The organism is Pseudomonas kitaguniensis (assembly GCF_049199985.1).
GTDB classification, from domain to species: domain Bacteria; phylum Pseudomonadota; class Gammaproteobacteria; order Pseudomonadales; family Pseudomonadaceae; genus Aquipseudomonas; species Aquipseudomonas kitaguniensis.
The window spans coordinates 271,866-295,715 of record NZ_JBLZPT010000001.1 but is presented as its reverse complement, the minus strand read 5'-3'; the positions used below and the strand labels follow the sequence as shown (position 1 = coordinate 295,715).

At 59.3% G+C, this 23,850-nt stretch carries 24 protein-coding genes and 1 pseudogene; 21 read left to right on the top strand and 4 right to left on the bottom strand.

Annotation, left to right across the window (positions count from 1 at the left end; translation table 11 throughout):
* The first annotated feature begins 11 nt into the window (after positions 1 to 11).
* The 19 genes from trmJ to der all read left to right on the top strand — a co-directional run bounded on the left by trmJ (position 12) and on the right by der (position 16,780).
* A complete protein-coding gene (gene trmJ / locus ACOZK9_RS01420; protein ID WP_058414865.1) occupies positions 12 to 782 on the top strand; it encodes a tRNA (cytosine(32)/uridine(32)-2'-O)-methyltransferase TrmJ in 771 nt (256 codons plus the stop codon).
* Between the two features lie 2 nt (positions 783 to 784).
* Entirely contained in the window at positions 785 to 1,570 is a 786-nt protein-coding gene (cysE, locus tag ACOZK9_RS01415; protein ID WP_122250691.1) for a serine O-acetyltransferase, read from the top strand.
* Positions 1,571 to 1,872: 302 nt separating this feature from the next.
* A complete protein-coding gene (gene iscR, locus ACOZK9_RS01410) occupies positions 1,873 to 2,364 on the top strand; it encodes a Fe-S cluster assembly transcriptional regulator IscR (protein ID WP_058414863.1) in 492 nt (163 codons plus the stop codon).
* 49 nt (positions 2,365 to 2,413) lie between these two features.
* On the top strand, positions 2,414 to 3,628 hold the full coding sequence (locus ACOZK9_RS01405; protein WP_122250690.1) for an IscS subfamily cysteine desulfurase: 1,215 nt from the start codon (positions 2,414 to 2,416) through the stop codon (positions 3,626 to 3,628).
* A 99-nt stretch (positions 3,629 to 3,727) separates the two neighbouring features.
* Positions 3,728 to 4,114: a Fe-S cluster assembly scaffold IscU gene (iscU, locus tag ACOZK9_RS01400; RefSeq protein WP_058414861.1), complete on the top strand. Its 387-nt coding sequence runs from the start codon at positions 3,728 to 3,730 to the stop codon at positions 4,112 to 4,114.
* 28 nt (positions 4,115 to 4,142) lie between these two features.
* On the top strand, positions 4,143 to 4,466 hold the full coding sequence (iscA, locus tag ACOZK9_RS01395; RefSeq protein ID WP_003175963.1) for an iron-sulfur cluster assembly protein IscA: 324 nt from the start codon (positions 4,143 to 4,145) through the stop codon (positions 4,464 to 4,466).
* Between the two features lie 8 nt (positions 4,467 to 4,474).
* Positions 4,475 to 4,996, top strand: a complete 522-nt coding sequence (hscB, locus tag ACOZK9_RS01390; RefSeq protein WP_058414860.1) for a co-chaperone HscB — start codon at positions 4,475 to 4,477, stop codon at positions 4,994 to 4,996.
* A gap of 51 nt (positions 4,997 to 5,047) precedes the next feature.
* A complete protein-coding gene (gene hscA / locus ACOZK9_RS01385) occupies positions 5,048 to 6,910 on the top strand; it encodes a Fe-S protein assembly chaperone HscA (protein ID WP_421555134.1) in 1,863 nt (620 codons plus the stop codon).
* A gap of 3 nt (positions 6,911 to 6,913) precedes the next feature.
* Positions 6,914 to 7,255, top strand: coding sequence for an ISC system 2Fe-2S type ferredoxin (gene fdx, locus ACOZK9_RS01380; protein ID WP_032890689.1), 342 nt, complete (start codon positions 6,914 to 6,916; stop codon positions 7,253 to 7,255).
* 14 nt (positions 7,256 to 7,269) lie between these two features.
* Positions 7,270 to 7,470, top strand: a complete 201-nt coding sequence (gene iscX / locus ACOZK9_RS01375; protein ID WP_032879605.1) for a Fe-S cluster assembly protein IscX — start codon at positions 7,270 to 7,272, stop codon at positions 7,468 to 7,470.
* 92 nt (positions 7,471 to 7,562) lie between these two features.
* Positions 7,563 to 7,988, top strand: coding sequence for a nucleoside-diphosphate kinase (gene ndk / locus ACOZK9_RS01370; protein WP_003175956.1), 426 nt, complete (start codon positions 7,563 to 7,565; stop codon positions 7,986 to 7,988).
* Positions 7,989 to 8,017: 29 nt separating this feature from the next.
* On the top strand, positions 8,018 to 9,166 hold the full coding sequence (gene rlmN / locus ACOZK9_RS01365; protein WP_058414858.1) for a dual-specificity RNA methyltransferase RlmN: 1,149 nt from the start codon (positions 8,018 to 8,020) through the stop codon (positions 9,164 to 9,166).
* Between the two features lie 12 nt (positions 9,167 to 9,178).
* Positions 9,179 to 9,937, top strand: a complete 759-nt coding sequence (gene pilW, locus ACOZK9_RS01360) for a type IV pilus biogenesis/stability protein PilW (RefSeq protein WP_421555133.1) — start codon at positions 9,179 to 9,181, stop codon at positions 9,935 to 9,937.
* The gene (locus tag ACOZK9_RS01355) at positions 9,937 to 10,923 is read left to right on the top strand and encodes a RodZ domain-containing protein (protein ID WP_421555132.1); all 987 of its coding nucleotides are present in this window, start codon (positions 9,937 to 9,939) and stop codon (positions 10,921 to 10,923) included. Before pilW ends, ACOZK9_RS01355 begins: the two co-directional genes overlap by 1 nt.
* Positions 10,924 to 10,925: 2 nt before the next feature.
* Positions 10,926 to 12,035, top strand: coding sequence for a flavodoxin-dependent (E)-4-hydroxy-3-methylbut-2-enyl-diphosphate synthase (gene ispG / locus ACOZK9_RS01350; RefSeq protein ID WP_099235481.1), 1,110 nt, complete (start codon positions 10,926 to 10,928; stop codon positions 12,033 to 12,035).
* 23 nt (positions 12,036 to 12,058) lie between these two features.
* A complete protein-coding gene (gene hisS, locus ACOZK9_RS01345; protein WP_058414854.1) occupies positions 12,059 to 13,348 on the top strand; it encodes a histidine--tRNA ligase in 1,290 nt (429 codons plus the stop codon).
* 41 nt (positions 13,349 to 13,389) lie between these two features.
* The gene (locus tag ACOZK9_RS01340; protein ID WP_058414853.1) at positions 13,390 to 14,031 is read left to right on the top strand and encodes a YfgM family protein; all 642 of its coding nucleotides are present in this window, start codon (positions 13,390 to 13,392) and stop codon (positions 14,029 to 14,031) included.
* Positions 14,024 to 15,175, top strand: coding sequence for an outer membrane protein assembly factor BamB (gene bamB / locus ACOZK9_RS01335; RefSeq protein ID WP_152748778.1), 1,152 nt, complete (start codon positions 14,024 to 14,026; stop codon positions 15,173 to 15,175). The genes ACOZK9_RS01340 and bamB overlap by 8 nt, the downstream gene beginning before the upstream one ends.
* A gap of 135 nt (positions 15,176 to 15,310) precedes the next feature.
* Positions 15,311 to 16,780 (top strand): ribosome biogenesis GTPase Der, encoded by a 1,470-nt coding sequence (gene der, locus ACOZK9_RS01330; RefSeq protein WP_058414851.1) that lies wholly within the window; start codon positions 15,311 to 15,313, stop codon positions 16,778 to 16,780.
* 57 nt (positions 16,781 to 16,837) lie between these two features.
* Here the strand turns inward: der and ACOZK9_RS01325 are convergent, their stop codons facing one another.
* Positions 16,838 to 18,103: an NHL repeat-containing protein gene (locus tag ACOZK9_RS01325; protein ID WP_172979608.1), complete on the bottom strand. Its 1,266-nt coding sequence runs from the start codon at positions 18,101 to 18,103 to the stop codon at positions 16,838 to 16,840.
* A gap of 242 nt (positions 18,104 to 18,345) precedes the next feature.
* Here ACOZK9_RS01325 and ACOZK9_RS01320 point away from each other — a divergent pair, with 242 nt between their 5' ends.
* Together ACOZK9_RS01320 and ACOZK9_RS01315 are read left to right on the top strand one after the other, a co-directional pair.
* Entirely contained in the window at positions 18,346 to 19,494 is a 1,149-nt protein-coding gene (locus ACOZK9_RS01320; protein ID WP_421555131.1) for a pyridoxal phosphate-dependent aminotransferase, read from the top strand.
* Positions 19,482 to 20,273 (top strand): amidohydrolase, encoded by a 792-nt coding sequence (locus ACOZK9_RS01315; RefSeq protein WP_058414848.1) that lies wholly within the window; start codon positions 19,482 to 19,484, stop codon positions 20,271 to 20,273. The genes ACOZK9_RS01320 and ACOZK9_RS01315 overlap by 13 nt, the downstream gene beginning before the upstream one ends.
* Before the next feature lie 208 nt (positions 20,274 to 20,481).
* On the opposite strand, the gene leuA is transcribed toward ACOZK9_RS01315, so the two are convergent.
* The 3 genes and pseudogenes from leuA to ACOZK9_RS01300 form a co-directional block, all read right to left on the bottom strand.
* A complete protein-coding gene (leuA, locus tag ACOZK9_RS01310; protein ID WP_152746618.1) occupies positions 20,482 to 22,161 on the bottom strand; it encodes a 2-isopropylmalate synthase in 1,680 nt (559 codons plus the stop codon).
* 336 nt (positions 22,162 to 22,497) lie between these two features.
* The gene (locus ACOZK9_RS01305; RefSeq protein WP_152748776.1) at positions 22,498 to 23,319 is read right to left on the bottom strand and encodes a M23 family metallopeptidase; all 822 of its coding nucleotides are present in this window, start codon (positions 23,317 to 23,319) and stop codon (positions 22,498 to 22,500) included.
* Positions 23,320 to 23,322: 3 nt separating this feature from the next.
* A pseudogene (locus ACOZK9_RS01300) lies at positions 23,323 to 23,745 on the bottom strand (exodeoxyribonuclease VII large subunit); the annotation flags it as partial.
* Positions 23,746 to 23,850: the final 105 nt, after the last annotated feature.

Below are 23,850 nucleotides of genomic sequence, written 5' to 3'. Positions count from 1 at the left end.
GAGCGCCTCCCTTGCTGCAAAACATTCGTGTCGTCTTGGTCAATACCAGTCACCCCGGCAACATCGGCGGGGTGGCGCGAGCCATGAAGAACATGGGGCTGACGCGCCTGGTGCTGGTCGACCCGCGCGTGTTCCCGCACCACGAGGCCGATGCTCGTGCGTCCGGCGCCAATGACCTGCTGGCCAATGCCCAGGTCGTCGCCACGCTGGAAGACGCCTTGGTCGGCTGCAATCTGGTGCTTGGCACCAGCGCGCGTGACCGTCGCATTCCCTGGCCGCTGCTGGACCCGCGCGAGTGCGGCACCAAGGTAGTGGAGGAGGCCGCCGGCGGCGCTGAGATCGCCTTGGTGTTTGGTCGTGAAGACTCCGGCCTGACCAATGACGAGCTGCAGCGATGTCATTTCCATGTGCACATTCCCTCTGACCCAGAGTTCAGTTCGCTGAACCTGGGGGCGGCGGTGCAGGTGTTGAGTTATGAAGTGCGTATGGCCTGGCTGGCTGCGGCGGGCCAGCCGAGTAAGGTGGAAAAGGACGAAGTAGCGTCGACCAAAAGCGGCGAGTTGGCCACTATGGACGAGCTGGAGCGCTTCTATGAGCACCTGGAGCAAACTTTGGTGGCCATCGAATTCCTTGATCCTGAAAAGCCACGGCACTTGATGGCGCGCCTGCGTCGGCTATATGGGCGTAGCTCGGTCAGTCGAGCCGAAATGAATATATTGCGTGGCATCCTCACGGAAACCCAAAAAGCGGCCCGTGGCGAGCTTCTTAAGCGAAAGGATTAAAAATGTTCGAGCGTTTGCGAGAAGATATTCAGAGTGTTTTCCACCGTGACCCGGCGGCGCGCAACGCCTTTGAAGTGCTGACTTGCTACCCCGGCATGCACGCCATCTGGATTCACCGCGTGTCCGGCGCCTTGTGGGGGATGGGCTGGAAGTGGCTGGCGCGGCTGGTGTCGAACTTCGGTCGCTGGTTGACCGGGATCGAAATTCACCCGGGCGCCAAGGTCGGCCGTCGCTTTTTTATCGACCATGGCATGGGTATCGTGATCGGCGAGACTGCCGAAATCGGCGACGACGTGACGCTCTATCAAGGTGTAACGCTCGGTGGCACGAGCTGGAATAAAGGCAAGCGCCACCCTACGTTGGGTGATGGTGTGGTGGTGGGCGCGGGCGCCAAGGTGCTTGGCCCGTTTACCGTCGGCGCCGGCGCCAAGGTCGGTTCCAATGCCGTGGTGACCAAGGCCGTGCCGCCTGGCGCCACCGTGGTCGGTATTCCGGGGCGAATCATCGTCAAGCCGGAGGTCGGTGAGGAGCAGGAAGCCAAGCGCAAGGCGATGGCCGAGAAGATCGGCTTTGATGCCTACGGCGTCAGCGAAGACATGCCGGACCCGGTGGCGCGCGCCATTGGCCAGTTGCTCGATCACTTGCAGGCGGTGGACGGCAAGTTGGACGGCATGTGCGGCGCGCTCAAGGAGCTGGGCAGCGGCTACTGTGCCAAGGACCTGCCTGAATTGCGCGAAGAGGACTTTGCCGAGATCAAGAGTGAAACTGCCACCACCAAGGTTGGCTGAGGTTTGGCAGTTACCGCAAATCCTCTGTGGGAGGGGGCTTGATCCCGCCAGCGGTGGGTCAGTCACTGGATGTGCTCACTGATACGTCGCTATCGGGAGCAAGCCCCCTTCCCACATTTTGATCTGCATATTCCCATCGGTCCTCGTATGGCCCGTTCCGCTATTCCGTTTCGCGCCATCCTGCTATGATTCGCGCGCCCTTTTTACGGGTAATCCTGACTAAAGTACTAGGTCTTATAGTTGACTTAAATACTCGGGAATAGCATACTTGCTCCCATTCTGAAACACCTTGGTACTTGTCCATGAGACTGACTACAAAAGGCCGATACGCGGTAACCGCCATGCTTGACCTGGCCTTGCACGCGCAAACTGGGCCGGTGTCCCTGGCTGATATCTCCGAGCGCCAAGGCATTTCCCTGTCCTACCTCGAACAGCTGTTCGCCAAATTGCGCCGCAGCAGCTTGGTGTCAAGCGTACGTGGGCCGGGTGGTGGCTATCAGCTGTCCCGCGACATGCAGGGCATTCAGGTAGCTCAGGTGATCGACGCGGTGAATGAATCCGTCGACGCCACCAAATGCCAGGGCCTGGGTGATTGCCACGCCGGCGACACCTGCCTGACGCACCACTTGTGGTGTGACTTGAGCCTGCAGATCCATGAGTTTTTGAGTGGTATCAGCTTGGCTGATCTTGTGACTCGCCGTGAGGTGCAAGAAGTAGCCCAGCGTCAGGACCAGCGCCGTTGCAACACCAAGGCGCCGCGTCTGGACAAGATTGAAGCGTCCGCCGTCGAGTGACAGCCGAAGAGCTAACGGCACGCCAGCCAGCCTGATTAGGAGAAAGTCCATGAAATTGCCTATTTACCTTGATTACTCAGCGACCACCCCGGTTGATCCGCGTGTCGCGCAAAAGATGAGCGAATGCCTGCTGGTTGACGGAAACTTCGGCAACCCGGCGTCGCGCTCCCATGTATTCGGCTGGAAAGCCGAGGAAGCGGTCGAGAACGCTCGTCGTCAGGTCGCCGACCTGGTTAACGCCGACCCGCGCGAAATCGTCTGGACCTCCGGTGCAACCGAGTCCGACAACCTGGCAATCAAGGGCGCGGCGCATTTTTATGCGACCAAAGGCAAGCACCTGATCACCACCAAGATTGAGCACAAGGCTGTCCTCGACACCATGCGCCAACTGGAACGTGAAGGTTTTGAGGTTACCTACCTTGAGCCAACCACCGACGGTATCGTCACCCCGGCGATGATCGAAGCCGCGATGCGTGAAGACACCATCCTGGTTTCGGTGATTCACGTGAACAACGAAATCGGCACCATCAACGACATCGCGGCCATCGGCGAGCTGACTCGCTCCAAAGGTGTGTTGCTGCACGTTGACGCTGCTCAGTCCACCGGCAAGGTCGACATCGACCTGGCGGCGCTGAAAGTCGACCTGATGTCGTTCTCCGCCCACAAAACGTATGGCCCTAAAGGCATCGGCGCGCTGTACGTGAGCCGCAAGCCTCGCGTGCGCATCGAAGCCGGCATGCATGGCGGCGGTCACGAGCGCGGCATGCGTTCGGGCACCCTGGCGACCCACCAGATCGTCGGCATGGGCGAAGCTTTCCGCGTAGCCAAGGAAGACATGGCTGCCGAAAACGTGCGCATCAAGGCCTTGAGCGAGCGCTTCTACAAGCAGGTCGAAAACCTTGAAGAGCTGTACATCAACGGCAGCATGACTGCTCGTGTACCGCACAACCTGAATTTGAGCTTCAACTATGTCGAAGGCGAGTCGCTGATCATGGCGCTCAAGGACCTGGCGGTTTCGTCCGGTTCGGCCTGCACCTCGGCTTCGCTTGAGCCTTCGTACGTGCTGCGCGCCCTGGGCCGCAACGACGAACTGGCACACAGCTCCATCCGCTTTACGTTCGGCCGTTTCACCACGGAAGAGCAAGTTGACTACGCCGCGCAGAAAGTCTGCGAAGCCGTCAACAAGCTGCGCGTTCTGTCGCCTCTGTGGGACATGTTCAAAGACGGTGTCGATATCTCCAAGATCGAGTGGGCGGCACACTAACTATAGAAGCCGCCACCCAAGCTCTGTAAGAACGTGGCGGAAAACGCAGGCGTTTTTACAGGGTTCCAGAGCGGCCCTGATGAGTGAGGATTCAGTACCATGGCTTACAGCGAAAAGGTCATCGACCACTACGAAAACCCGCGCAACGTCGGCAAGATGAACGCGGAAGACCCTGATGTCGGCACCGGCATGGTCGGCGCTCCGGCGTGCGGCGACGTGATGCGCCTGCAGATCAAAGTCAACGAAGCTGGCGTTATTGAAGACGCCAAGTTCAAGACCTACGGCTGCGGTTCCGCCATCGCCTCCAGCTCGCTGGCCACCGAATGGATGAAAGGCAAGACCCTGGATGAGGCTGTGACTATCAGCAACACCCAACTGGCCGAAGAACTGGCGTTGCCGCCGGTGAAAATCCACTGCTCGGTACTCGCAGAAGACGCCATCAAGGCGGCCGTTCACGACTACAAGCAGAAGAAAGGCTTGATCTAAGCATTTGGCGACGAGTAAGGAGTCAACGATGGCTATCAGCATGACAGAAGCGGCTGCGCAGCACATTCGCCGCTCCCTGAATGGGCGCGGTAAAGGTGAGGGGATTCGTCTGGGTGTTCGCACCACGGGCTGTTCCGGCCTTGCCTACGTGCTGGAGTTTGTCGACGAGGTGGTTGCGGAAGACCAAGTGTTCGAAAGTCACGGCGAAAAAGTGATTATCGACCCTAAAAGCCTGACCTACCTGGACGGCACCGAACTCGATTTCGTCAAGGAAGGCTTGAACGAAGGCTTCAAGTTCAACAACCCCAACGTGCGCGGTGAATGTGGCTGCGGCGAAAGCTTCAACATCTGAGGCTATTTGTGGGTACTCCTTGTCATTTCGCTTTATTCGAGCTGCAGCCGAGTTTTCGGCTGGACCTTGAGCAGCTTGCTACGCGCTACCGAGAGTTGGCGCGTGCAGTGCATCCGGACCGCTTCGCTGACGCTTCAGAGCGTGAGCAACGTTTGGCGCTGGAGCAATCGGCCAGCCTCAACGAAGCCTATCAGACGCTGAAAAACCCGCCCAAACGCGCACGCTACCTGCTTGCGATGAACGGTGGCGAGTTGCCGATCGAAGTCACGGTGCATGATCCGGACTTCCTGATGCAGCAGATGCAGTGGCGCGAAGAACTCGAAGACTTGCAGGACGAAGCCGATGTGGCGGGTGTCGCGGTCTTCAAGCGTCGTCTGAAAACGGCCCAGGATGAGCTGAACGAAAGCTTCGCAGCCTGTTGGGATGATGCAGCGCAACGTGAACAGGCCGAACGCCTGATGCGGCGCATGCAGTTCCTCGACAAGCTCACCTACGAAGTGCGCCAGCTAGAAGAGCGCCTCGACGATTAACCCAGTGCTGCCCGTGTTGCACGCCTGATAGACAGATAAGACCTGATTACCATGGCCCTACTGCAGATCGCCGAACCCGGCCAAAGCCCTCAACCGCACCAGCGTCGTCTGGCGGTGGGGATTGACCTGGGCACCACCAATTCCCTGGTCGCTGCGTTGCGCAGCGGCCTGTCCGAGCCGCTGCCCGACGCCGATGGCCAGGTTATCCTGCCGTCTGCCGTGCGCTATCACGCTGACCGCACCGAAGTGGGTGTGTCGGCAAAGCTGGCTGCGTCTGCCGACCCTTTGAATACCGTGCTGTCGGTCAAGCGCTTGATGGGTCGTGGTCTGTCCGACGTCAAGCAGTTGGGCGACCAGTTGCCGTACCGCTTTGTCGGTGGCGAATCGCACATGCCGTTCATCGACACCGTTCAAGGCCCGAAAAGCCCGGTGGAAGTGTCGGCGGATATTCTCAAGGTGCTGCGCCAGCGCGCAGAAACCACCTTGGGTGGCGAGCTGGTCGGCGCGGTGATTACCGTTCCGGCGTATTTCGATGATGCTCAGCGTCAAGCCACCAAGGACGCGGCGAAGCTCGCCGGCCTGAACGTGCTGCGCCTGCTCAACGAGCCGACAGCGGCGGCCGTGGCTTATGGCCTCGACCAACACGCTGAAGGCCTGGTGGCTATTTACGACCTGGGCGGCGGCACCTTTGATATTTCGATCCTGCGCCTGACCGGCGGCGTGTTTGAAGTGCTGGCTACCGGTGGCGACACGGCCTTGGGTGGCGACGACTTCGATCACGCCATTGCGGGCTGGATCATCAGCAGCGCTGGCCTGTCGGCGGACCTCGACCCAGGCGCGCAGCGCAACCTGTTACAAACTGCCTGCGCTGCCAAAGAAGCGCTGACTAACGCCAGCGTTGTTGAAGTCTCCTACGGTACTTGGTCGGCGCAACTGACGCGCGAAGCCTTCGATTCGTTGATCGAGCCGATGGTTGCCCGCAGCCTCAAAGCCTGTCGCCGCGCCGTGCGTGATTCCGGTATCGAGCTGGAAGACGTTGTCGCCGTGGTCATGGTCGGTGGCTCAACCCGTGTGCCGCGCGTTCGCGACGCGGTAGCCGAAGCCTTTGGGCGTCAGCCGCTGACCGAAATCGACCCTGATCAAGTGGTCGCGATTGGTGCTGCGATCCAGGCCGATACCCTCGCAGGCAACAAGCGTGACGGTGGCGAACTGCTTCTGCTCGACGTGATCCCGCTGTCTCTGGGGCTGGAAACCATGGGTGGCTTGATGGAGAAGGTGATTCCGCGCAACACCACCATCCCCGTTGCCCGCGCTCAGGATTTCACCACCTATAAAGACGGCCAGACGGCCATGATGATTCATGTGCTGCAAGGTGAGCGTGAGCTGATCAGTGATTGCCGCTCGCTGGCGCGTTTTGAACTGCGCGGCATCCCGGCGATGGTGGCGGGTGCGGCGAAAATTCGCGTGACCTTCCAGGTTGATGCCGATGGCCTGCTCAGCGTGGCTGCACGTGAGCTGGGCTCGGGCGTGGAAGCCAGCATTCAGGTCAAGCCGTCCTACGGCCTGACCGACGGCGAAATCGCCAAGATGCTCAAGGACTCGTTCCAATATGCCGGTGACGACAAAGTTGCCCGCGTAGTGCGTGAGCAGCAAGTGGACGCCCAGCGTCTGCTTGAGGCGGTGCAAAGCGCCCTCGACGTCGACGGCGAGCGCTTGTTGGACGCCGAAGAGCGCAGGGTCATCGACCTGCACATGCAAGAACTGACCGAACTGATGAAAGGCACCGATGGTTACGCCATCGAGCAACAGACCAAGCGTCTGTCGCAGGTGACCGATGCCTTTGCCGCCCGCCGTATGGACCAGTCGGTAAAAGCCGCTCTGGCGGGCCGCAACCTGAATGAACTCGAGGAATAATTAATGCCGCAGGTCATTTTTCTGCCACACGCCGAGCATTGCCCGGACGGTATGGTTGTGGAGGCTGAGACCGGCAAGTCCATCCTCGAAGTTGCCCATGACAACCACATCGAGATAGAGAGTGCGTGCGGTGGTGTCTGCGCCTGCACCACGTGCCACTGCATCATTCGCGAGGGTTTTAACTCCCTCGAAGAAGCCGATGAGCTGGAAGAAGACTTTCTTGACCGTGCGTGGGGCCTGGAAGCGCAATCGCGCCTAAGCTGTCAGGCAAAGGTAGGAACTGAAGACATTACCGTCGAAATTCCGAAATATTCGCTCAACCATGCGGCCGAAGCGCCGCATTGATTCAAGGAAATGTCATGAGCCTGAAATGGGTTGATGTACAAGAAATCGCTATACAACTTGCTGAAGCGCACCCTGAGGTCAATCCTCTGACGGTCAACTTCGTCAAGCTGCGCAACCTGGTAATGGCGCTGCCGGACTTCGACGACATCCCGGACCGGGGTGGCGAAAAGGTTCTGGAGGCGATTCAAGGCCTGTGGATCGAAGAAGCAGACTGAGTCGCCTTTTTACGCAGTTAGGCAATACCTGATAACCCGCGTATAATTCGCGGGTTTAATTTTTCGTAAATTACCGTTTCTGGAGTTACACCATGGCTGTTCAACGTACTTTCTCCATCATCAAGCCTGACGCTGTTGCAAAAAACGTCATCGGCGAGATCACCACTCGTTTCGAAAAAGCCGGCCTGAAGGTTGTAGCTTCGAAACTCAAGCAACTTTCCAAAGCTGAAGCTGAAGGCTTCTACGCTGAGCACAGCGCACGTGGCTTCTTCGGCGACCTGGTTGCTTTCATGATCTCCGGCCCTGTTGTTGTTCAGGTTCTGGAAGGCGAAAACGCTATCGCTCTGAACCGTGAGCTGATGGGCGCTACCAACCCTAAAGAAGCGGCTGCCGGCACCATCCGTGCTGATTTCGCTGAGTCCATCGACGCCAACGCTGTACACGGTTCGGACTCCGAAGCTGCTGCTGCTCGCGAAATCTCGTACTTTTTCGCTGCTACTGAAGTAACCGCTCGCTAAGCATCGGCTTAAAGAGTGAGGGTGAATCCATGACTACATCGACTGTTAAAACCAACCTGCTGGGTCTGACTCAGCCGGAAATGGAGAAATTCTTCGACTCAATCGGGGAGAAGCGTTTCCGTGCCGGTCAGGTAATGAAGTGGATTCACCACTTTGGCGTCGACGATTTCGACGCCATGACGAACGTCAGCAAGGCCCTGCGCGACAAGCTCAAGGCCATTGCCGAGGTGCGTGGTCCGGAAGTTGTCAGCGAGGACATCTCCACCGATGGCACCCGTAAGTGGGTGGTGCGCGTGGCGTCCGGCAGCTGCGTCGAGACCGTTTACATTCCCCAGGGCAAACGCGGCACATTGTGCGTTTCGTCCCAGGCAGGCTGTGCCCTGGACTGCAGTTTCTGCTCCACCGGCAAGCAAGGCTTCAATAGCAACCTCACCGCCGCCGAAGTCATCGGTCAGGTGTGGATTGCCAACAAATCCTTTGGCAGCGTCCCGGCGACCGTCGACCGTGCCATCACCAACGTGGTGATGATGGGCATGGGTGAGCCGCTGCTGAACTTCGACAACGTGATTGCGGCCATGCATTTGATGATGGACGACCTGGGCTACGGCATCTCCAAGCGCCGTGTGACCCTGTCGACCTCTGGCGTGGTGCCGATGATCGATGAGCTGGCCAAGCACATCGACGTTTCGCTGGCGTTGTCGCTGCACGCGCCCAATGACGCATTGCGTAACCAATTGGTGCCGATCAACAAGAAGTATCCGCTTAAGATGCTGCTCGAATCGTGCCAGCGTTACATGGCGACCTTGGGCGAAAAGCGTGTGCTGACCATTGAGTACACTATGCTCAAGGACATCAACGACAAGGTTGAGCACGCCATCGAGATGATCGAGCTGCTCAAGAACACCCCGTGCAAGATCAACCTGATTCCGTTTAACCCGTTTCCCCATTCTGGCTACGAGCGGCCGAGCAACAACGCCATTCGCCGTTTCCAGGATCAACTGCACCAGGCCGGTTACAACGTCACCGTACGCACCACGCGTGGTGAAGACATCGACGCGGCCTGTGGCCAATTGGTAGGACAGGTGCTGGATCGCACCCGTCGCAGCGAGCGTTATATCGCCGGGCGCGAACTGAACGCCGCCGACGATTTACCGCAAATTGCTGTGAATCGAATCTGAGAGAGGATCTCTATGCCATTGCGCCTCGCGCTGCTTTTGCTTGTTACCGGCCTAACGGCCGGTTGTGTTTCATCGGGCCATGACAGCCCGTTGCATACCGGTAAAGGCCGTGACGAGGCGCGAGTTGCGTATGTGCAACTGGGGCTTGGCTACCTGCACAAAGGCATGAGCGAGCAGGCCAAGGTGCCGCTGAAAAAAGCGCTTGAGCTGGACGGCGATGATGCCGACGCAAATGCGGCACTGGCCCTGGTGTTCCAGGCTCAGGCCGAGCCTGCGCTGGCCGATCAATATTTCCACAAGGCCATGGCCGCACGTCCTGCCGACGCTCGGCTGCTGAATAACTACGGCAGCTTCCTGTTCGAGCAGAAACGTTATGACCAAGCGTCCGGTTATTTCCAGCAAGCCTCGGCCGACACGCTTTACCCTCAACGTTCACGGGTGTTCGAGAACCTTGGGGTGACCTCGATGCGCCTCGGCCAGCGCGACAGCGCGCGCCAGCATCTGGAAAAAGCCCTGCACCTGAACGCTCGCCAGCCACGCGCATTGCTCGAAATGGCTGAGATGTCTTACGAAGACAGGCATTATGTGCCGGCACGTGACTATTACGAGCGTTTTAGCCTGCTCAGCGGGCAAAATGCACGTAGTCTATTGCTCGGTGTGCGCCTGGCGACGGTTCATGAAGAACACGACACGGCCGCACAGTTTGGCCAGCAACTCGAACGACTCTATCCCGGTACGCCGGAATATCAGCAATACCTGTCGGAGCAATGATGAAAGCGGCGCACCCGGAAGTTGTAGCAGCTAATCGCGTAAACCCAGGCGAGACCTTGCGTCAGGCCCGCGAAAGCAATGGTTGGTCGCTGGCTGAAGTGGCCCTCAAGCTCAATTTGACCACGACGTCGCTGGGCAATCTGGAAACCGGCGCATTCGATAAGCTGCCAGGGCATACCTTTGCCCGCGGCTACATCCGTGCCTACGCCAAATTGCTGGGCATCGACCAAGCTGGGCTGGTTCAGCAATTCGACCTGTTTACCGGCACCGACTCCCAGGGCAGCAACGTCCACGGCTTGGGCCGTATCGAAGAGCCGGTGCGGGTCTCCCACACGATCCTGCGCATTGTCAGCCTGTTGCTGCTGATTGCCGTGATCGGTGGTGGCTTCGTCTGGTGGCAAGACCAGACCTCCCAGCGCAGCAAAGACCTGACCAGCAACGCCATGGAGCACGTCGAAGTCGAAAGCGCCGACGGCACCACGCAAATTCATCCACTCGACGAGCCGGAAGACCAGGCCGTTGTCGAAGGGCAGGCCGCGCCGCAAGCGCCGGCCGCCGCCGAGCAGCCCGCAGCGCAAGCAGACACTGCACCTGCTGCGAGCGCCGCCGTGCCCGCGCCGGTCGTGCCTGCAGCGCCAGCCACCCCGGCGGCCCCGGTTCAGGCGCCGGCTGCTGCGGCCACCGCTCCCGTTGCCCCGGCCGCGCCAGCGATGTCGCCACCCACCACCCCTGCGTTGATCGCCGGTGATGGGCACCTCCAGATTACCTTCATCGGTGACTGCTGGACGCAAGTCACCGATGGCAATGGCAAAGTGCTGTTCAGCGGTCTGAAGCGTAAGGGAGATACTCTTGACCAGGGCGGCAAGCCTCCTTTGACGCTGCGTCTGGGCTATGCCCGCGGCGCGCAAGTGGCCTACAACGGCCAGCCTGTGGACGTGGCGCCGTTCACCAGTGGCGAGACCGCTCGCCTCAAGTTGGGACAATAGTCATGCACGGCGAATCTCCAATCAAACGTCGCGTATCGCGCAAGATCTGGGTCGGCTCGGTGCCGGTGGGCGGCGACGCTCCCATCGCAGTACAAAGCATGACCAACAGCGACACCAATGATGTGGCCGCCACCGTGGCGCAGATCAACCGTCTGGAAGCCGCCGGCGTCGACATCGTTCGCGTGTCCGTGCCGGACATGGACGCTGCCGAAGCCTTCGGCCGCATCAAGCAATTGGTCAAGGTGCCGCTGGTTGCCGACATTCACTTCGACTACAAAATCGCATTGCGCGTAGCCGAGCTGGGCGTCGATTGCCTGCGCATCAACCCTGGCAACATTGGTCGTGAAGACCGTGTGCGCGCGGTGGTGGATGCGGCGCGTGATCGCGGCATTCCGATCCGTATCGGCGTTAACGCCGGCTCGCTGGAAAAAGACCTGCAAAAGAAATACGGCGAGCCGACTCCGGCGGCGCTGGTTGAATCGGCGCTGCGCCACGTTGAGCACCTCGAACGCCTGAATTTTCAGGACTTCAAGGTCAGCGTAAAGGCCTCCGACGTGTTCATGGCGGTAGAAGCCTACCGCCTGCTGGCCAAGGAAATCGTCCAGCCATTGCACTTGGGTATCACCGAAGCTGGCGGTTTGCGCTCAGGCACAGTGAAATCTGCGGTGGGTCTCGGTATGCTGCTCGCCGAAGGCATTGGCGATACTATCCGCATCTCTCTGGCGGCAGACCCGGTCGAGGAAGTGAAGGTCGGTTACGACATTCTCAAATCGCTGCGTCTGCGTTCGCGTGGCATCAATTTCATTGCCTGCCCGAGCTGTTCGCGGCAGAACTTCGACGTGGTGAAAACCATGAACGACCTGGAATTGCGCCTTGAAGACCTGCTGGTGCCGTTGGATGTTGCGGTGATCGGTTGCGTGGTCAACGGCCCCGGCGAAGCTAAAGAAGCGCACGTTGGCCTGACCGGCGGAACGCCAAACCTGATTTACATCGACGGCAAGCCGTCGCAGAAGTTAACGAATGAGAATCTGGTGGATGAGCTCGAAAGGCTGATCCGCCAGAAAGCAGCCGAAAAGGTTGCGGCTGACGCAGCGCTGATCGCGCGCGGCTGATTGAACGAATTTAAGGATTTGATGTGAGCAAGTCTCTGCAAGCCATTCGTGGCATGAACGACATCCTGCCGGAGCAGACGCCACTGTGGCGCTACTTCGAGAGCACTGTCGCGCGCCTGCTGGATAACTACGGTTACAAGCAGATCCGCATGCCCATCGTCGAGTTCACCGAGCTGTTCAAACGCTCTATCGGTGAAGTCACCGACATCGTCGAAAAAGAGATGTACACCTTTGAAGACCGCAACGGCGACTCCCTGACCCTGCGTCCGGAAGGGACTGCCGCGTGCGTGCGCGCCGTGCTTGAGCATGGCCTCACCGGTGCCGGCCAGCCGCAGAAACTCTGGTACATCGGTCCGATGTTCCGCCACGAGCGCCCACAGAAAGGCCGTTATCGCCAGTTCCACCAGATTGGCCTGGAAGTGTTCAACCTCGACGGCCCGGACATCGACGCGGAGCTGATCGTGATGACCTGGCGCCTGTGGGGCCAGTTGGGCATCCGTGATGCGGTCAAACTGGAGCTCAACAGCCTGGGCACCAGCGAATCCCGCGGTCGTTACCGCGTGGCGCTGGTCGAATACCTGTCTGCGCACCTCGACAAGTTGGACGAAGACAGCCAGCGCCGTCTGAAAACCAACCCGTTGCGCGTGCTGGATACCAAGAACGCCGACACCCAAGCCGTACTGGTCGATGCGCCGAAAATGGCCGACTACCTCGACGACGAATCCCGTATGCACTTTGAGGGCCTCAAGGCTCGCCTGGACGCGGCCGGTATTCCGTACGTGATCAACCCGAAGCTGGTGCGTGGCCTCGATTACTACAGCAAGACCGTGTTCGAGTGGGTCACCGACAAACTCGGCGCCCAGGGCACCGTGTGTGCCGGTGGTCGCTACGACGGTCTGGTTGAGCAGATGGGCGGCAAGCCGACTACCGGCGTGGGTTTTGCGATGGGCATCGAGCGGCTGATCCTGCTGCTGGAAACCCTGGAGCAAGTGCCCGAAGAAATTTCGCGGCAGGTGGACGTGTACCTCTGTGCCTTTGGCGAGGCTGCCGAATTGGCGGCGTTGGCCTTGAGCGAAAAAGTGCGCGACCAGTTGCCGAACCTGCGCCTGCAAGTCAATGCCGGCGCCGGCAGCTTCAAGAGCCAGTTCAAAAAAGCCGACAAGAGCGGTGCGCTGTACGCACTGATCCTTGGCGATGATGAATTGGCCCAGCAAGTGATAGGTTTCAAACCCCTGCGTGGTCAGGGTGAGCAACAGAACATTGCCTTTGATGCGCTCGCCGCGCACCTGGCCACCTGCGCCGTGCAGGGTTGAAGCTGTCGAACAGCCGAATTTAGCGATTAAGGAGTATTGGGGTGTCGAGTACTGATGACGATCAACTGGTCGAGTTAAAGGACTGGTGGCAGCGCAACGGCAAGCCTTTGGTGACTGGCGGTCTGCTGGCTTTAGTGGTGGTGTTTGGCTGGCAAGCCTGGCACAAGTATCAGGCCAACCAGTCTCAAGGTGCCTCGATCCTCTATCAGCAGTTGCTGGAAACCACGCTGACGCCTAACGGTAAGCCTGACCCTGCCCAAGTGGCGGATTTGGCCGGCAAGCTGAAAAGCGAATTCGGCGGCAGCACGTACGCGCAATACGGTAGCCTGTTCGTCGCGAAAGTCGCGGTCGATACCGGCAAGCTGGATGACGCCGCCACTGAACTGAAGGCTATCGCCGACAAGCCGGCCAACCCAACGCTGGGTGAAATCGCACGTCAGCGCCTGGCGCAGGTATTGGCGGCACAGAACAAGGCTGACGAAGCACTGAAACTGCTCGACGGCGATGCTGACAAAGCATTTGTGGCCACTCGTGAAGAGCTCAAGGGCGACCTGTTGGTCCAATTGGGTCGTACCGACGAAGCCCATGCTGCGTACCAAAAAGCCAAGGCGGCGCTGTCTGATGAAGCGGCGGTCGGTGGCTTACAAATCAAGCTCGACGACTTGGCCAAAGGGGATGCGTGACGTGATCCGTTGGAAACATGCAGCATTGCTGGCTCTGGCCGTTCTGGCCGCGGGTTGCAGCAGCAACAGTAAAAAAGAACTGCCTCCTGCCGAGCTGACCAGCTTCAAGGAAGAAGTGGTTTTGCAAAAGCAGTGGAGCCGCTCGGTCGGTGACGGCCAGGGTGACCTCTACAACCTGTTGCAGCCGGCGATTGACGGCGACAACATCGTGGCCACTGATTCCACCGGCGTGATCATTGCCATGGACCGCATGAATGGCGACGTCAAGTGGAAGAAAGACCTCGAACTGCCGGTGTCCGGCGGTGTGGGCGTTGGCTACGGCATGGTCCTGGTCGGTACGCTGAAAGGCGACGTGGTCGCCCTGGACTCCGCCAGCGGTGAAGAGAAATGGCGCGCCCGCGTGACCAGCGAAGTGCTCTCCGCACCGGCTACCAACGGCGATATCGTTGTGGTGCAAACCCAGGATGACCGTGTTATCGGTCTGGATGCCGCCACCGGCAATCAGCGCTGGTTGTACGACAGCACGCCTGCGGTATTGACCCTGCGCGGTACCAGTGGTCCGATTGTGACCAACAATCTGGCGGTTGCAGGCCTGTCGACCGGTAAAGTAGTCGCCCTGGATACCCAGAACGGCGTACCGGCCTGGGAAACCCGTGTGGCAATCCCGCAAGGTCGCTCCGAGCTGGACCGCGTTGTCGACATCGACGGTGGCTTGCTGCTGTCGGGCGAAACCCTTTATGTCGCTACCTACCAAGGCCGCGTTGCCGCGCTGGACCTGCAAAGCGGGCGCATCAACTGGCAGCGTGATGCTTCCAGCTACGCCGGTGTCGCCCAAGGGTTTGGCAGCGTCTATGTAAGCCTGGCCTCCGGCACAGTAGAAAGTGTCGACGAGCGTTCCACCACTGCGCTGTGGAGCAACGATTCTCTGGCCCGCCGTCAACTGTCGGCACCGGAAGTGTTCTCAAGCTACGTAGCGGTAGGTGACTTCGAAGGTTACCTGCATCTGCTGAGCCAGGTGGACGGCCGTTTCGTAGGCCGTGAGCGTATCGACAGCGACGGCGTGCGTGTGCGTCCGCTGGTTGTGGGTAACATGCTTTACGTGTTTGGCAACAGCGGCAAGCTCGAAGCCCTGACCATCAAGTAAAGAACCCTGCTTGGGGTAAAACCCAGGCGGCCCCGCTACGGCGGGGCATGCGGCATTTGAATATGCTGCCCCGAGCACCAGCCGCTGCCTTGCAGCGGCTTTTGTATTTTCTGAAATAACGAAGTGGAGAGCCGCATGGTTCCCGTAATTGCCCTGGTGGGCCGACCTAACGTCGGCAAGTCCACCTTGTTCAACCGCCTGACCAGGACTCGCGACGCCATCGTCGGCGACTTGTCCGGTCTGACCCGTGATCGCCAATACGGTGAGGCTAAGTGGCAGGGGCGCTCCTACATTCTGGTCGACACCGGTGGTATTTCCGGTGACGAGCATGGCATGGACGAAAAAATGGCCGAGCAGTCGCTGCTGGCCATTGAAGAAGCCGATGTTGTTCTGTTTCTGGTAGACGCCAAAGCCGGTTTTACTGCGGCTGACCAGATGATCGCGGAGCACTTGCGCAAGCGTAACAAGCGCTCGTACGTGGTCGCCAACAAGGTCGATAACATCGATCCGGAAATGGCTCGCGCCGAATTTGCCCCGTTGGGCATGGGGCACGCGATTCCGATCGCCGGTGCTCACGGCCGTGGTATCACGCAGATGCTCGAAATCGCCCTCAGCGATTTCCCGAAAGATGAAGACGAGCCTGAAGAAGGCGAAGAAGAAATCGTCGCCGAAGGTGAGGAAGCCAAGCGCATTCCTGGCCCGAGCGAAAAAGACGGTATCAAGATCGCGATCATCGGCCGCCCGAACGTCGGCAAGTCGACCCTGGTTAACCGCATGCTCGGTGAAGACCGGGTAATCGTCTATGACGAGCCTGGCACCACGCGCGACAGCATCTATATTCCGTTCGAACGCAACGAAGAAAAGTACACGCTGATCGACACTGCCGGTGTGCGCAAGCGCGGCAAGATCCACGAGGAAGTTGAAAAATTCTCGGTGGTGAAAACCCTGCAAGCGATCAAAGACGCCAACGTGGTGATCTTTGTGATGGACGCCCGCGAAGGCGTGGTAGACCACGACCTTAACCTGCTGGGCTTCGCCCTGGAAGCCGGTCGGGCACTGGTCATCGCGATCAACAAGTGGGACGGCATGACGCCGAGCGAGCGCGATTTTGTCAAGATCGAGCTGCAGCGCCGCCTGTTTTTCGTCGAGTTCGCCGATATTCACTTTATCTCGGCACTGCACGGCACCGGCGTGGGCAACCTCTACGCGTCGGTACAAAACTCGTTCAAGTCTGCGGTCACCCGCTGGCCGACCAACCGTCTGACCCAGATCCTCGAAGACGCAGTGGGCGACCACGCGCCGCCGATGGTCAACAACCGCCGGATTAAACTGCGTTACGCCCACTTGGGTGGTGCCAACCCGCCGATTATCGTGATTCACGGTAACCAGATCGAGAAGGTGCCGAAGTCTTATGTGCGTTACCTCGAAAACACCTATCGCCGTGTCTTGAAGCTGGTCGGTACGCCGATCCGTATCGAGTTCAAGGGTGGCGAGAACCCGTACGAAGGTAACAAAAACAGCCTCACCGACCGCCAGGTCAACAAGAAGCGTCGGATGATGACGCACCACAAAAAAGCCGATAAGAAGCGTCGCGACAAACGCTGATTAAGGTTAAAAAGGCGCCGATGGCGCCTTTTTTTTATTGTGCGCGCCAGGCCTTGCTCAATAGAACAAGCGAGTGGTGTAGAAATTCACTGCGCCGATAGGTCCTTTGGCGGAACCCAAAACCAGAATACGTTGCTGCTGGTCGATAGCGAGATCAAGCGGTGTGTCGAACTGGCCGCCAAATTCCAGTAACACTCGGCCGTTCCCCGCAGCGCCAAAGGCATTATCGGGGTTACCGTTGCGGTCGAAGCGTGCCAGTACGGCTAGAGCGCTGAAGCCGGTATCAATGATACCGAGGGCGATTATGTTGCCTTGATACACAAGCACCTTGTGCCATGCATTCACCTGCGGCGTAATGACCGGCAGCCCACCGAAATCGGCATGTGGGGACCCGTCAGGGTTCAGTTTGACCAGAAGCGCACCCTGCGAGGTTGAACCGCAAATCAGAATGCCGTCTTCGTTTGAGACCATATCAGCGTAATGCCGGTCCAGGTCGCGTTGCTCGCCACCCACGGCGAAAGTTACATCCGTCCTTCCATCCTTATCGAATCGTTTAATCAGGCCTCCTTTGACGCCGCGATTGTCGTCGGTGTTACCCGCTACGAGAATACGGTCATCAGCCTGTAGAGCGAGTACAGAGGGGATGAAAACTTCACCACCCCGAGTAAGTGCTTCGGCATACCCCAAGCCTTCGTTGAAGGTAGCGTCAAGCACCCCGGCCGGTTGAATGCGCGATAGCAGGCCGCCCCAATAATTTAATTCGAAGACGTACTCATACAACGTCACGACCGACCCCGTTGATTGAATACGGGCGTTGACGATAGGCTTGCCGTGGCTGCCTAACTCATTTGGCAGTGGTGATTTCAGTACGAAAGTACCGTTATCGCCGTGGCTGGTATCAGCGGTTCCATCATCACGAAGCCAGGCAAATGAGGGCATGCGCATATTCGCGTGATCGTGGACAAAACCAAGCAGCAACCACCCAGAGTTGTTCAATGCGAATGTTTTTAAGCCGTGAGAGCCCCACCCGGGTTCGTCAGGGTTGAAGTGCCCGCATGCCATTCCCTGTTCACCGAACCCCTCGACCATCGCCCCGTTTTCGTCTCGGCGCATCAAAATGAACTGAAATTGGGTGTGCGTGGGCAAGTGCGATGGCGCAGCACCCGCAATCAACGCTTCGTTGTTGTGGGTCAGGCTCAGCCCATGCGCTTCGTAGTGCTCGACACCGTTCGGGTTGATCAATTGATAACCCGCGTTCCCGTAGGACGTATCGAGATCGCCGGCCGCTCGGTAGGCAGAGGGTGTGTCAGTTTTTAAAGGCATGACGTTTCTCCTGGCTGAAACAGTTGTCGGGTTAGTAAGCGCCAGGTTTTTGGCCGACATAACTGTGAAAATTACCTGTTCTTTCGTTTACCCATGACCACTTGTCGACTTATCTTCGCTGCTGGCTGGCGGGTAAAGTGAGCCTTTCATAAGGGCCGACGTCTTTTTTGTGCGCAATGCATAAGCTATTCTCGAACGCTCCCGTGCCGCCGTAGAGCCGGGTGTTCAGCAGGGGCTCACCAATGATCACCAGCAAGCTGCCAAATGTCGGCACGACGATTTTTACCACCATGTCGCAACTCGCCGCAGAGACCGGCGCGCTCAACCTGTCCCAGGGGTTTCCTGACTTCAACGGCCCACAGGGCTTGCTCGATGCCGTGGGTAAACATGTCGCCAGCGGGCATAACCAATACGCCCCGATGACCGGCTTGCCGGCGCTGCGACAGCAAGTGGTGGCCAAGATAGCCCGCAGCTATGGCGCCACGGTTAACCCTGACAGCGAAGTGACCATCACCCCCGGCGCGACTGCAGCGATCTTTTGCGCGATTCAGGCGGTTATTCGTAACGGCGATGAAGTCATTGTGTTCGACCCTTGTTACGACAGTTATGAGCCCTCGGTTGAGCTGGCGGGCGGTCGCTGCGTGCATGTGCAACTGAGCTTGCAAGGTTTTGCGCTGGATTTTGAGCGGATCAAGGCCGCGCTGTCGCCACGCACGCGCATGATCATTCTCAACACCCCGCACAACCCCACAGGCGCCTTGATCAGCCGTGCCGAGCTGGACCAACTGGCCGAACTGATCCGCGACCGGGATATTTACCTGGTCAGTGATGAGGTTTACGAACACTTGGTGTTCGATGGCATCGGGCACGTCAGCGTATTGGCGCATGAAGAGCTGTATCAGCGTGCGTTCGTGGTCAGCTCTTTTGGCAAGACCTACCACGTCACCGGCTGGAAAACCGGCTATGTGGTTGCGCCGCCGGCGCTCACCGCCGAGCTGCGCAAGGTGCATCAATATGTCAGCTTCTGCGGCGTCACCCCGTTGCAGCATGCATTGGCTGGCTTTATGGCCGAACACCCGGAACACGTCGAGGAGTTGCCGGCGTTCTATCAAGCCAAGCGCGATTTGTTTTGCGACCTGCTGGCGCCGTCGCGCTTCAGCTTTACGCGGGTGACCGGCACCTATTTTCAACTGGTGGATTACTCACAGATTCGCCCGGACCTGGATGATGTCGCCATGTCGCTGTGGATGACCCGCGAACACGGCGTGGCGACCATCCCGGTTTCGGTGTTCTATCAGAGCCCACCGCAAGGCCAGCGCCTGGTGCGCCTGTGCTTTGCCAAACGCGAGGAGACGCTGCGACACGCAGCGCAAAAACTATGCGTGATCTGAGTGTATTGCCCGACCTGAATATTGCCTTGGTCCAGACCAGCCTGGTGTGGCATGACCGCCAGGCCAACCTCGAACACTTTGAACTGCTGCTTGAGCAGGCCAGGGGCGCCGACCTGATCGTGCTGCCGGAGATGTTCACCACCGGGTTCTCGATGGAGTCGGCCACGCTCGCCGAACGCGAGAATGGCCCTACCCATCGCTGGCTCCAGGCCCAGGCGGCGAAATACAACGCGGTGATCACCGGCAGCGTGATCATCCAGGCCGCCGACGGCAGCCACCGCAACCGCCTGCTATGGGCGCGCCCGGATGGCGAGGTGCTGCATTACGACAAGCGCCACCTGTTCCGCATGGCCGGCGAGCATGATCACTACACCCCCGGCGAGCGTCAGGTGCAGTTCGAATTGAAGGGCTGGCGCATTCGTCCGCTGATTTGCTACGACCTGCGCTTCCCGGTGTGGAGCCGGGATGCTCAAGACACTGACCTGCTGCTGTACACCGCCAACTGGCCCGGCGCCCGTCGCCTGCATTGGAACCGCCTGCTGCCTGCGCGGGCGATCGAAAACCTGTGCTACGTGGCGGCGGTGAATCGAGTGGGCACAGATGGCAAAGGTTTTGCCTACACCGGCGACAGCCAGGTGCTGGACTTTCAGGGCGAGACCTTGCTGAGTGCGGGGGAGGCGAATGGTGTGTTTCAGGTTTGCCTGGAGGCGGCGGAGCTGGCGGCGTATCGCAGCAAATTCCCGGCGAATCTGGATGCTGATAGTTTTCAGTTGGCCTGACAGACCGCTATCGCGAGCAAGCCCGCTCCCACAGTTAGCCCGTTTCCACAGTTAGGTAGGTGAACACAGGCAAATGTGGGGGCAGGGCAGTGATTTGTGAACACATTCAAAATGTGGGAGTGGGCTTGCTCACGATGAGGCCCTCACAAACACTACAAAAAAGGCCCCTGGATTCTCACCCAAGGGCCTTTCGCATTTCAGCCGCCAGTTACGCGGCTTTTGCTTCCTGCTGGCTCAACGAACGATTCAGCGCGCTGAACAAGGCCTTGAAGCTGGCCGTGGTGATGTTTTCGTCAATGCCTACGCCGTGCACCGGACGCTCGCCGTTCACACGCAGCTCGATATACGCCGCCGCCTTGGCGTTGGTGCCGGCGCCGATGGCATGTTCGTTGTAGTCCATGATCTCCACGCCAATCGGCAGGCCAGCCACCAGCGCTTCGAGTGCGCCGTTGCCTTTGCCTTTCCAGTGCAGGTTGGTTTCGCCCTGGCCTTTGCCTGACACTTCCACTTCGACAAAGCTGTTGCCGTTCTCTTCCTGCAGGCGATGGCTGACCAGCGCATACGGCGTGTTGGCTTGCAGGTATTCACGCTGCAGCAACGCGTAAATCTGTGGTGCGGTCATCTCCAGGCCCACGCGATCGGTTTCGGCCTGTACCACTTGGCTAAATTCGATTTGCATGCGGCGCGGCAGGCTGATGTCGTATTCCTGCTCCAGCAGGTAAGCGATACCGCCTTTGCCCGACTGGCTGTTTACACGAATCACCGCCTCGTAGCTGCGGCCGATGTCGGCCGGGTCGATCGGCAAGTACGGCACTTCCCACAACGCGTCGGCTTTTTGCTGAGTAAAGCCTTTGCGGATTGCGTCCTGGTGGGAGCCGGAGAACGCGGTGTGCACCAGGTCGCCAACGTACGGGTGGCGCGGGTGCACCTGGATCTGGTTGCACTCTTCGACGACTTTGCGCACGCCGTCGATGTCGGAGAAATCCAACTGCGGGTCGAGGCCCTGGGTGTACATGTTCAGTGCCACCGTCACTAGGTCGACGTTACCGGTGCGCTCGCCGTTGCCGAACAGGCAGCCTTCAACACGGTCGGCGCCGGCCATCAGGCCCAGCTCGGTGGCGGCCACGCCGGTGCCACGGTCGTTGTGGGTGTGCAGGCTGATGATCACGCTGTCACGACGGTTGATGTGGCGACCGAACCACTCGATCTGGTCGGCATAGATGTTCGGCGTGGCGCATTCAACCGTGGCCGGCAGGTTGAGGATCATCTTGTGCTCAGGCGTCGGGTTCCACACCTCGATTACCGCGTCACACACTTCTTTGGCGAACTCCAGCTCAGTGGCGCTGAAGGTCTCTGGCGAGTATTCGAAGGTCCATTGGGTTTCCGGCTGCTGGGCGGCGTATTTGACGAACAGCTTGGCGGCGTTAACCGCGATGGCCTTGATGCCGTCCTTGTCCTGGTTAAACACGATGCGACGAAACGACGGCGAGGTGGCGTTGTACAAATGCACGATGGCTTTTTTGGCGCCGCGCAGCGATTCGAAGGTACGCGCGATCAAGTCTTCACGGCCCTGGGTCAGCACCTGAATGGTGGTGTCCTCGGGGATGTGGTTGTCTTCGATCAGGGTACGCACGAAGTCGAAATCGGTTTGCGAAGCGGCCGGGAACGAGGCTTCGATTTCCTTCACGCCCACCGCAACCAGGGTTTTCCAGAAGCGCAGCTTTTTCACCGCGTCCATTGGCTCGATCAGCGACTGGTTGCCATCACGAAGGTCGGAGCTGCACCAGATAGGCGCTTCGGTGATGGTTTTCGACGGCCAGGTGCGGTCCGGGATGTCGATGGTCGGGAACGCGCGGTACTTCGAAGACGGGTCTTTGAGCATGCTCATCGGGAAATCCTTGGTTGTAGGGGCCGAAAAAAGGCGGCCTGCCGTGAAACTGTTATTGGGATGCTTTTTATTGGGGTGAAGCATAGGCGAGGCAGATCGATTCAGCCTGGCAGTCGTGCGCTGACGAGGCACAGGCTGCGGTGCTGGCGGAGCTGAATGAGGGTGTGAGAGGTTTTCATAAGCTCAACCCTAACCGCAGGGGTGAAAGATGGCAAGCAGCCGATAAAAATTGATATAAGTTTTGCTATTTGCGGTTGGGGCGAGATTTTATGGCTGGAAGCAGGCCTGCTTGTGGATTTAATTGCGCGGCCTTTATTGCCCGCGCAATCGAGTCATTCAGGGTTGGAACGCGCCGATAAAGATCGCCGGGTCTACGCGTGCATCGTTGAGGCTGATGTTCCAGTGCATATGCGGCCCGGTCGCCCGGCCCGTCGAGCCGACCTTGCCCACCACCGCACCACGTTGCAGTGGGTCGCCGACCTTCACGTCGATCTTTGACATGTGGCAGAACATGCTGATAAAGCCCTGCCCATGGTCGACGAACACGGTGTTGCCGTTGAAGAAGTAGTTGCCGGTCAGAATCACTTTGCCTGCCGCCGGGGTTTTGATCGGCGTGCCCGCGCCTACCGCGAAGTCCAGGCCCGAATGCGGGTTGCGCTCCTCGCCATTAAAGAACCGGCGTACGCCAAACTTGCTCGACAGCGGGCCATTGACCGGCTTGTCCAGCAGCAAGTTGCTCGGCGTGTTCGGGCTGAAGCTGCGGTAAGCCTTGAGCTGCACCGCCAGTTCGGCCTCGATGCGTTTGAGCTGTGCAGGGTCGGGGTTCACCTGGCTTTTGTTCTTCAGGGTGATGTGTTGCTCGGGGTATTTTTTGAAACCGACGATAAACGGCAGGTTTTGCGTGCCACTGGTGAGGCGTTGGGTGCCGGGTTTGACCGTCAGCGGGATGCCCACAATCGCCAGCCAATTGTTCTGTTCCTTGACCACCAATACCGGTCGGTTCTGGTAGGTGGCTTTAGGCGCGGTCGCCGAACTGCCGAGGTCGACCACTGCGACGCCACCCGGCACCGGCTTGTTCAGCAACCGCGTGATGTAGCTGTCGGCGTGGGCAGTGAAGGTCAGGCATAACAGCATCAGCAGGCTAAATAGACGGGGCATCAATCAATCCAATAACGAAAGGGTGACGGGTGTCAGGTGGTTATCTTCCACCCGCACCTGCAATTGGCCTTCACCGAGGCGCGCGGTCAGGCGTTGGCCGGTGTGGGTTTGCGCAGCGTTTCTAATCGCATGGCCGCGTTCATCCAGCAAAATGCTGTAGCCACGGCCCAAGGTGGCCAGCGGGCTGACTACCTGCAACGTCTGCACCTGGCTTTGCAGTTGCAGGCGACGCGCCTTGAGGCCTTCGCGCATGGCGCGCGGCAGGCGTTCGGCGAGGCTGTCGAGGCGTTGGCGCAGCAGCGCCAATTGCCGGCCGGGGTGCTGGCCGGCGAGGCGGGTTTCCAGGCGTATCAAGCGCTCGCGACGGGTATTGAGGCTGCGCTCGAAGGCGCGGCGCAGGCGCATGTCCAAGTCATCCAGGCGCTGGGGGGGGGGGGGGGCGCCCCGCCCGCGGGGGGGGGGGCCCGCGGGGCCAGCCGGCCCACACCGGCCGGGGCGGGGTGGTGGGAGTGGGGGAGCGAAGACAAACAC

Excerpts from the sequence above, each read along its gene's own strand:
- cysE (WP_122250691.1), top strand. The coding sequence starts at position 785 with ATGTTCGAGCGTTTGCGAGAAGATATTCAGAGTGTTTTCCACCGTGAC.
- iscR (WP_058414863.1), top strand. The coding sequence starts at position 1,873 with ATGAGACTGACTACAAAAGGCCGATACGCGGTAACCGCCATGCTTGAC.
- ACOZK9_RS01405 (WP_122250690.1), top strand. The coding sequence starts at position 2,414 with ATGAAATTGCCTATTTACCTTGATTACTCAGCGACCACCCCGGTTGAT.
- iscU (WP_058414861.1), top strand. The coding sequence starts at position 3,728 with ATGGCTTACAGCGAAAAGGTCATCGACCACTACGAAAACCCGCGCAAC.
- iscA (WP_003175963.1), top strand. The coding sequence starts at position 4,143 with ATGGCTATCAGCATGACAGAAGCGGCTGCGCAGCACATTCGCCGCTCC.
- hscA (WP_421555134.1), top strand. The coding sequence starts at position 5,048 with ATGGCCCTACTGCAGATCGCCGAACCCGGCCAAAGCCCTCAACCGCAC.
- fdx (WP_032890689.1), top strand. The coding sequence starts at position 6,914 with ATGCCGCAGGTCATTTTTCTGCCACACGCCGAGCATTGCCCGGACGGT.
- iscX (WP_032879605.1), top strand. The coding sequence starts at position 7,270 with ATGAGCCTGAAATGGGTTGATGTACAAGAAATCGCTATACAACTTGCT.
- ndk (WP_003175956.1), top strand. The coding sequence starts at position 7,563 with ATGGCTGTTCAACGTACTTTCTCCATCATCAAGCCTGACGCTGTTGCA.
- rlmN (WP_058414858.1), top strand. The coding sequence starts at position 8,018 with ATGACTACATCGACTGTTAAAACCAACCTGCTGGGTCTGACTCAGCCG.
- pilW (WP_421555133.1), top strand. The coding sequence starts at position 9,179 with ATGCCATTGCGCCTCGCGCTGCTTTTGCTTGTTACCGGCCTAACGGCC.
- ACOZK9_RS01355 (WP_421555132.1), top strand. The coding sequence starts at position 9,937 with ATGAAAGCGGCGCACCCGGAAGTTGTAGCAGCTAATCGCGTAAACCCA.
- ispG (WP_099235481.1), top strand. The coding sequence starts at position 10,926 with ATGCACGGCGAATCTCCAATCAAACGTCGCGTATCGCGCAAGATCTGG.
- bamB (WP_152748778.1), top strand. The coding sequence starts at position 14,024 with ATGCGTGACGTGATCCGTTGGAAACATGCAGCATTGCTGGCTCTGGCC.
- der (WP_058414851.1), top strand. The coding sequence starts at position 15,311 with ATGGTTCCCGTAATTGCCCTGGTGGGCCGACCTAACGTCGGCAAGTCC.
- ACOZK9_RS01325 (WP_172979608.1), bottom strand. The coding sequence starts at position 18,103 with ATGCCTTTAAAAACTGACACACCCTCTGCCTACCGAGCGGCCGGCGAT.
- ACOZK9_RS01320 (WP_421555131.1), top strand. The coding sequence starts at position 18,346 with ATGATCACCAGCAAGCTGCCAAATGTCGGCACGACGATTTTTACCACC.
- ACOZK9_RS01315 (WP_058414848.1), top strand. The coding sequence starts at position 19,482 with ATGCGTGATCTGAGTGTATTGCCCGACCTGAATATTGCCTTGGTCCAG.
- leuA (WP_152746618.1), bottom strand. The coding sequence starts at position 22,161 with ATGAGCATGCTCAAAGACCCGTCTTCGAAGTACCGCGCGTTCCCGACC.
- ACOZK9_RS01305 (WP_152748776.1), bottom strand. The coding sequence starts at position 23,319 with ATGCCCCGTCTATTTAGCCTGCTGATGCTGTTATGCCTGACCTTCACT.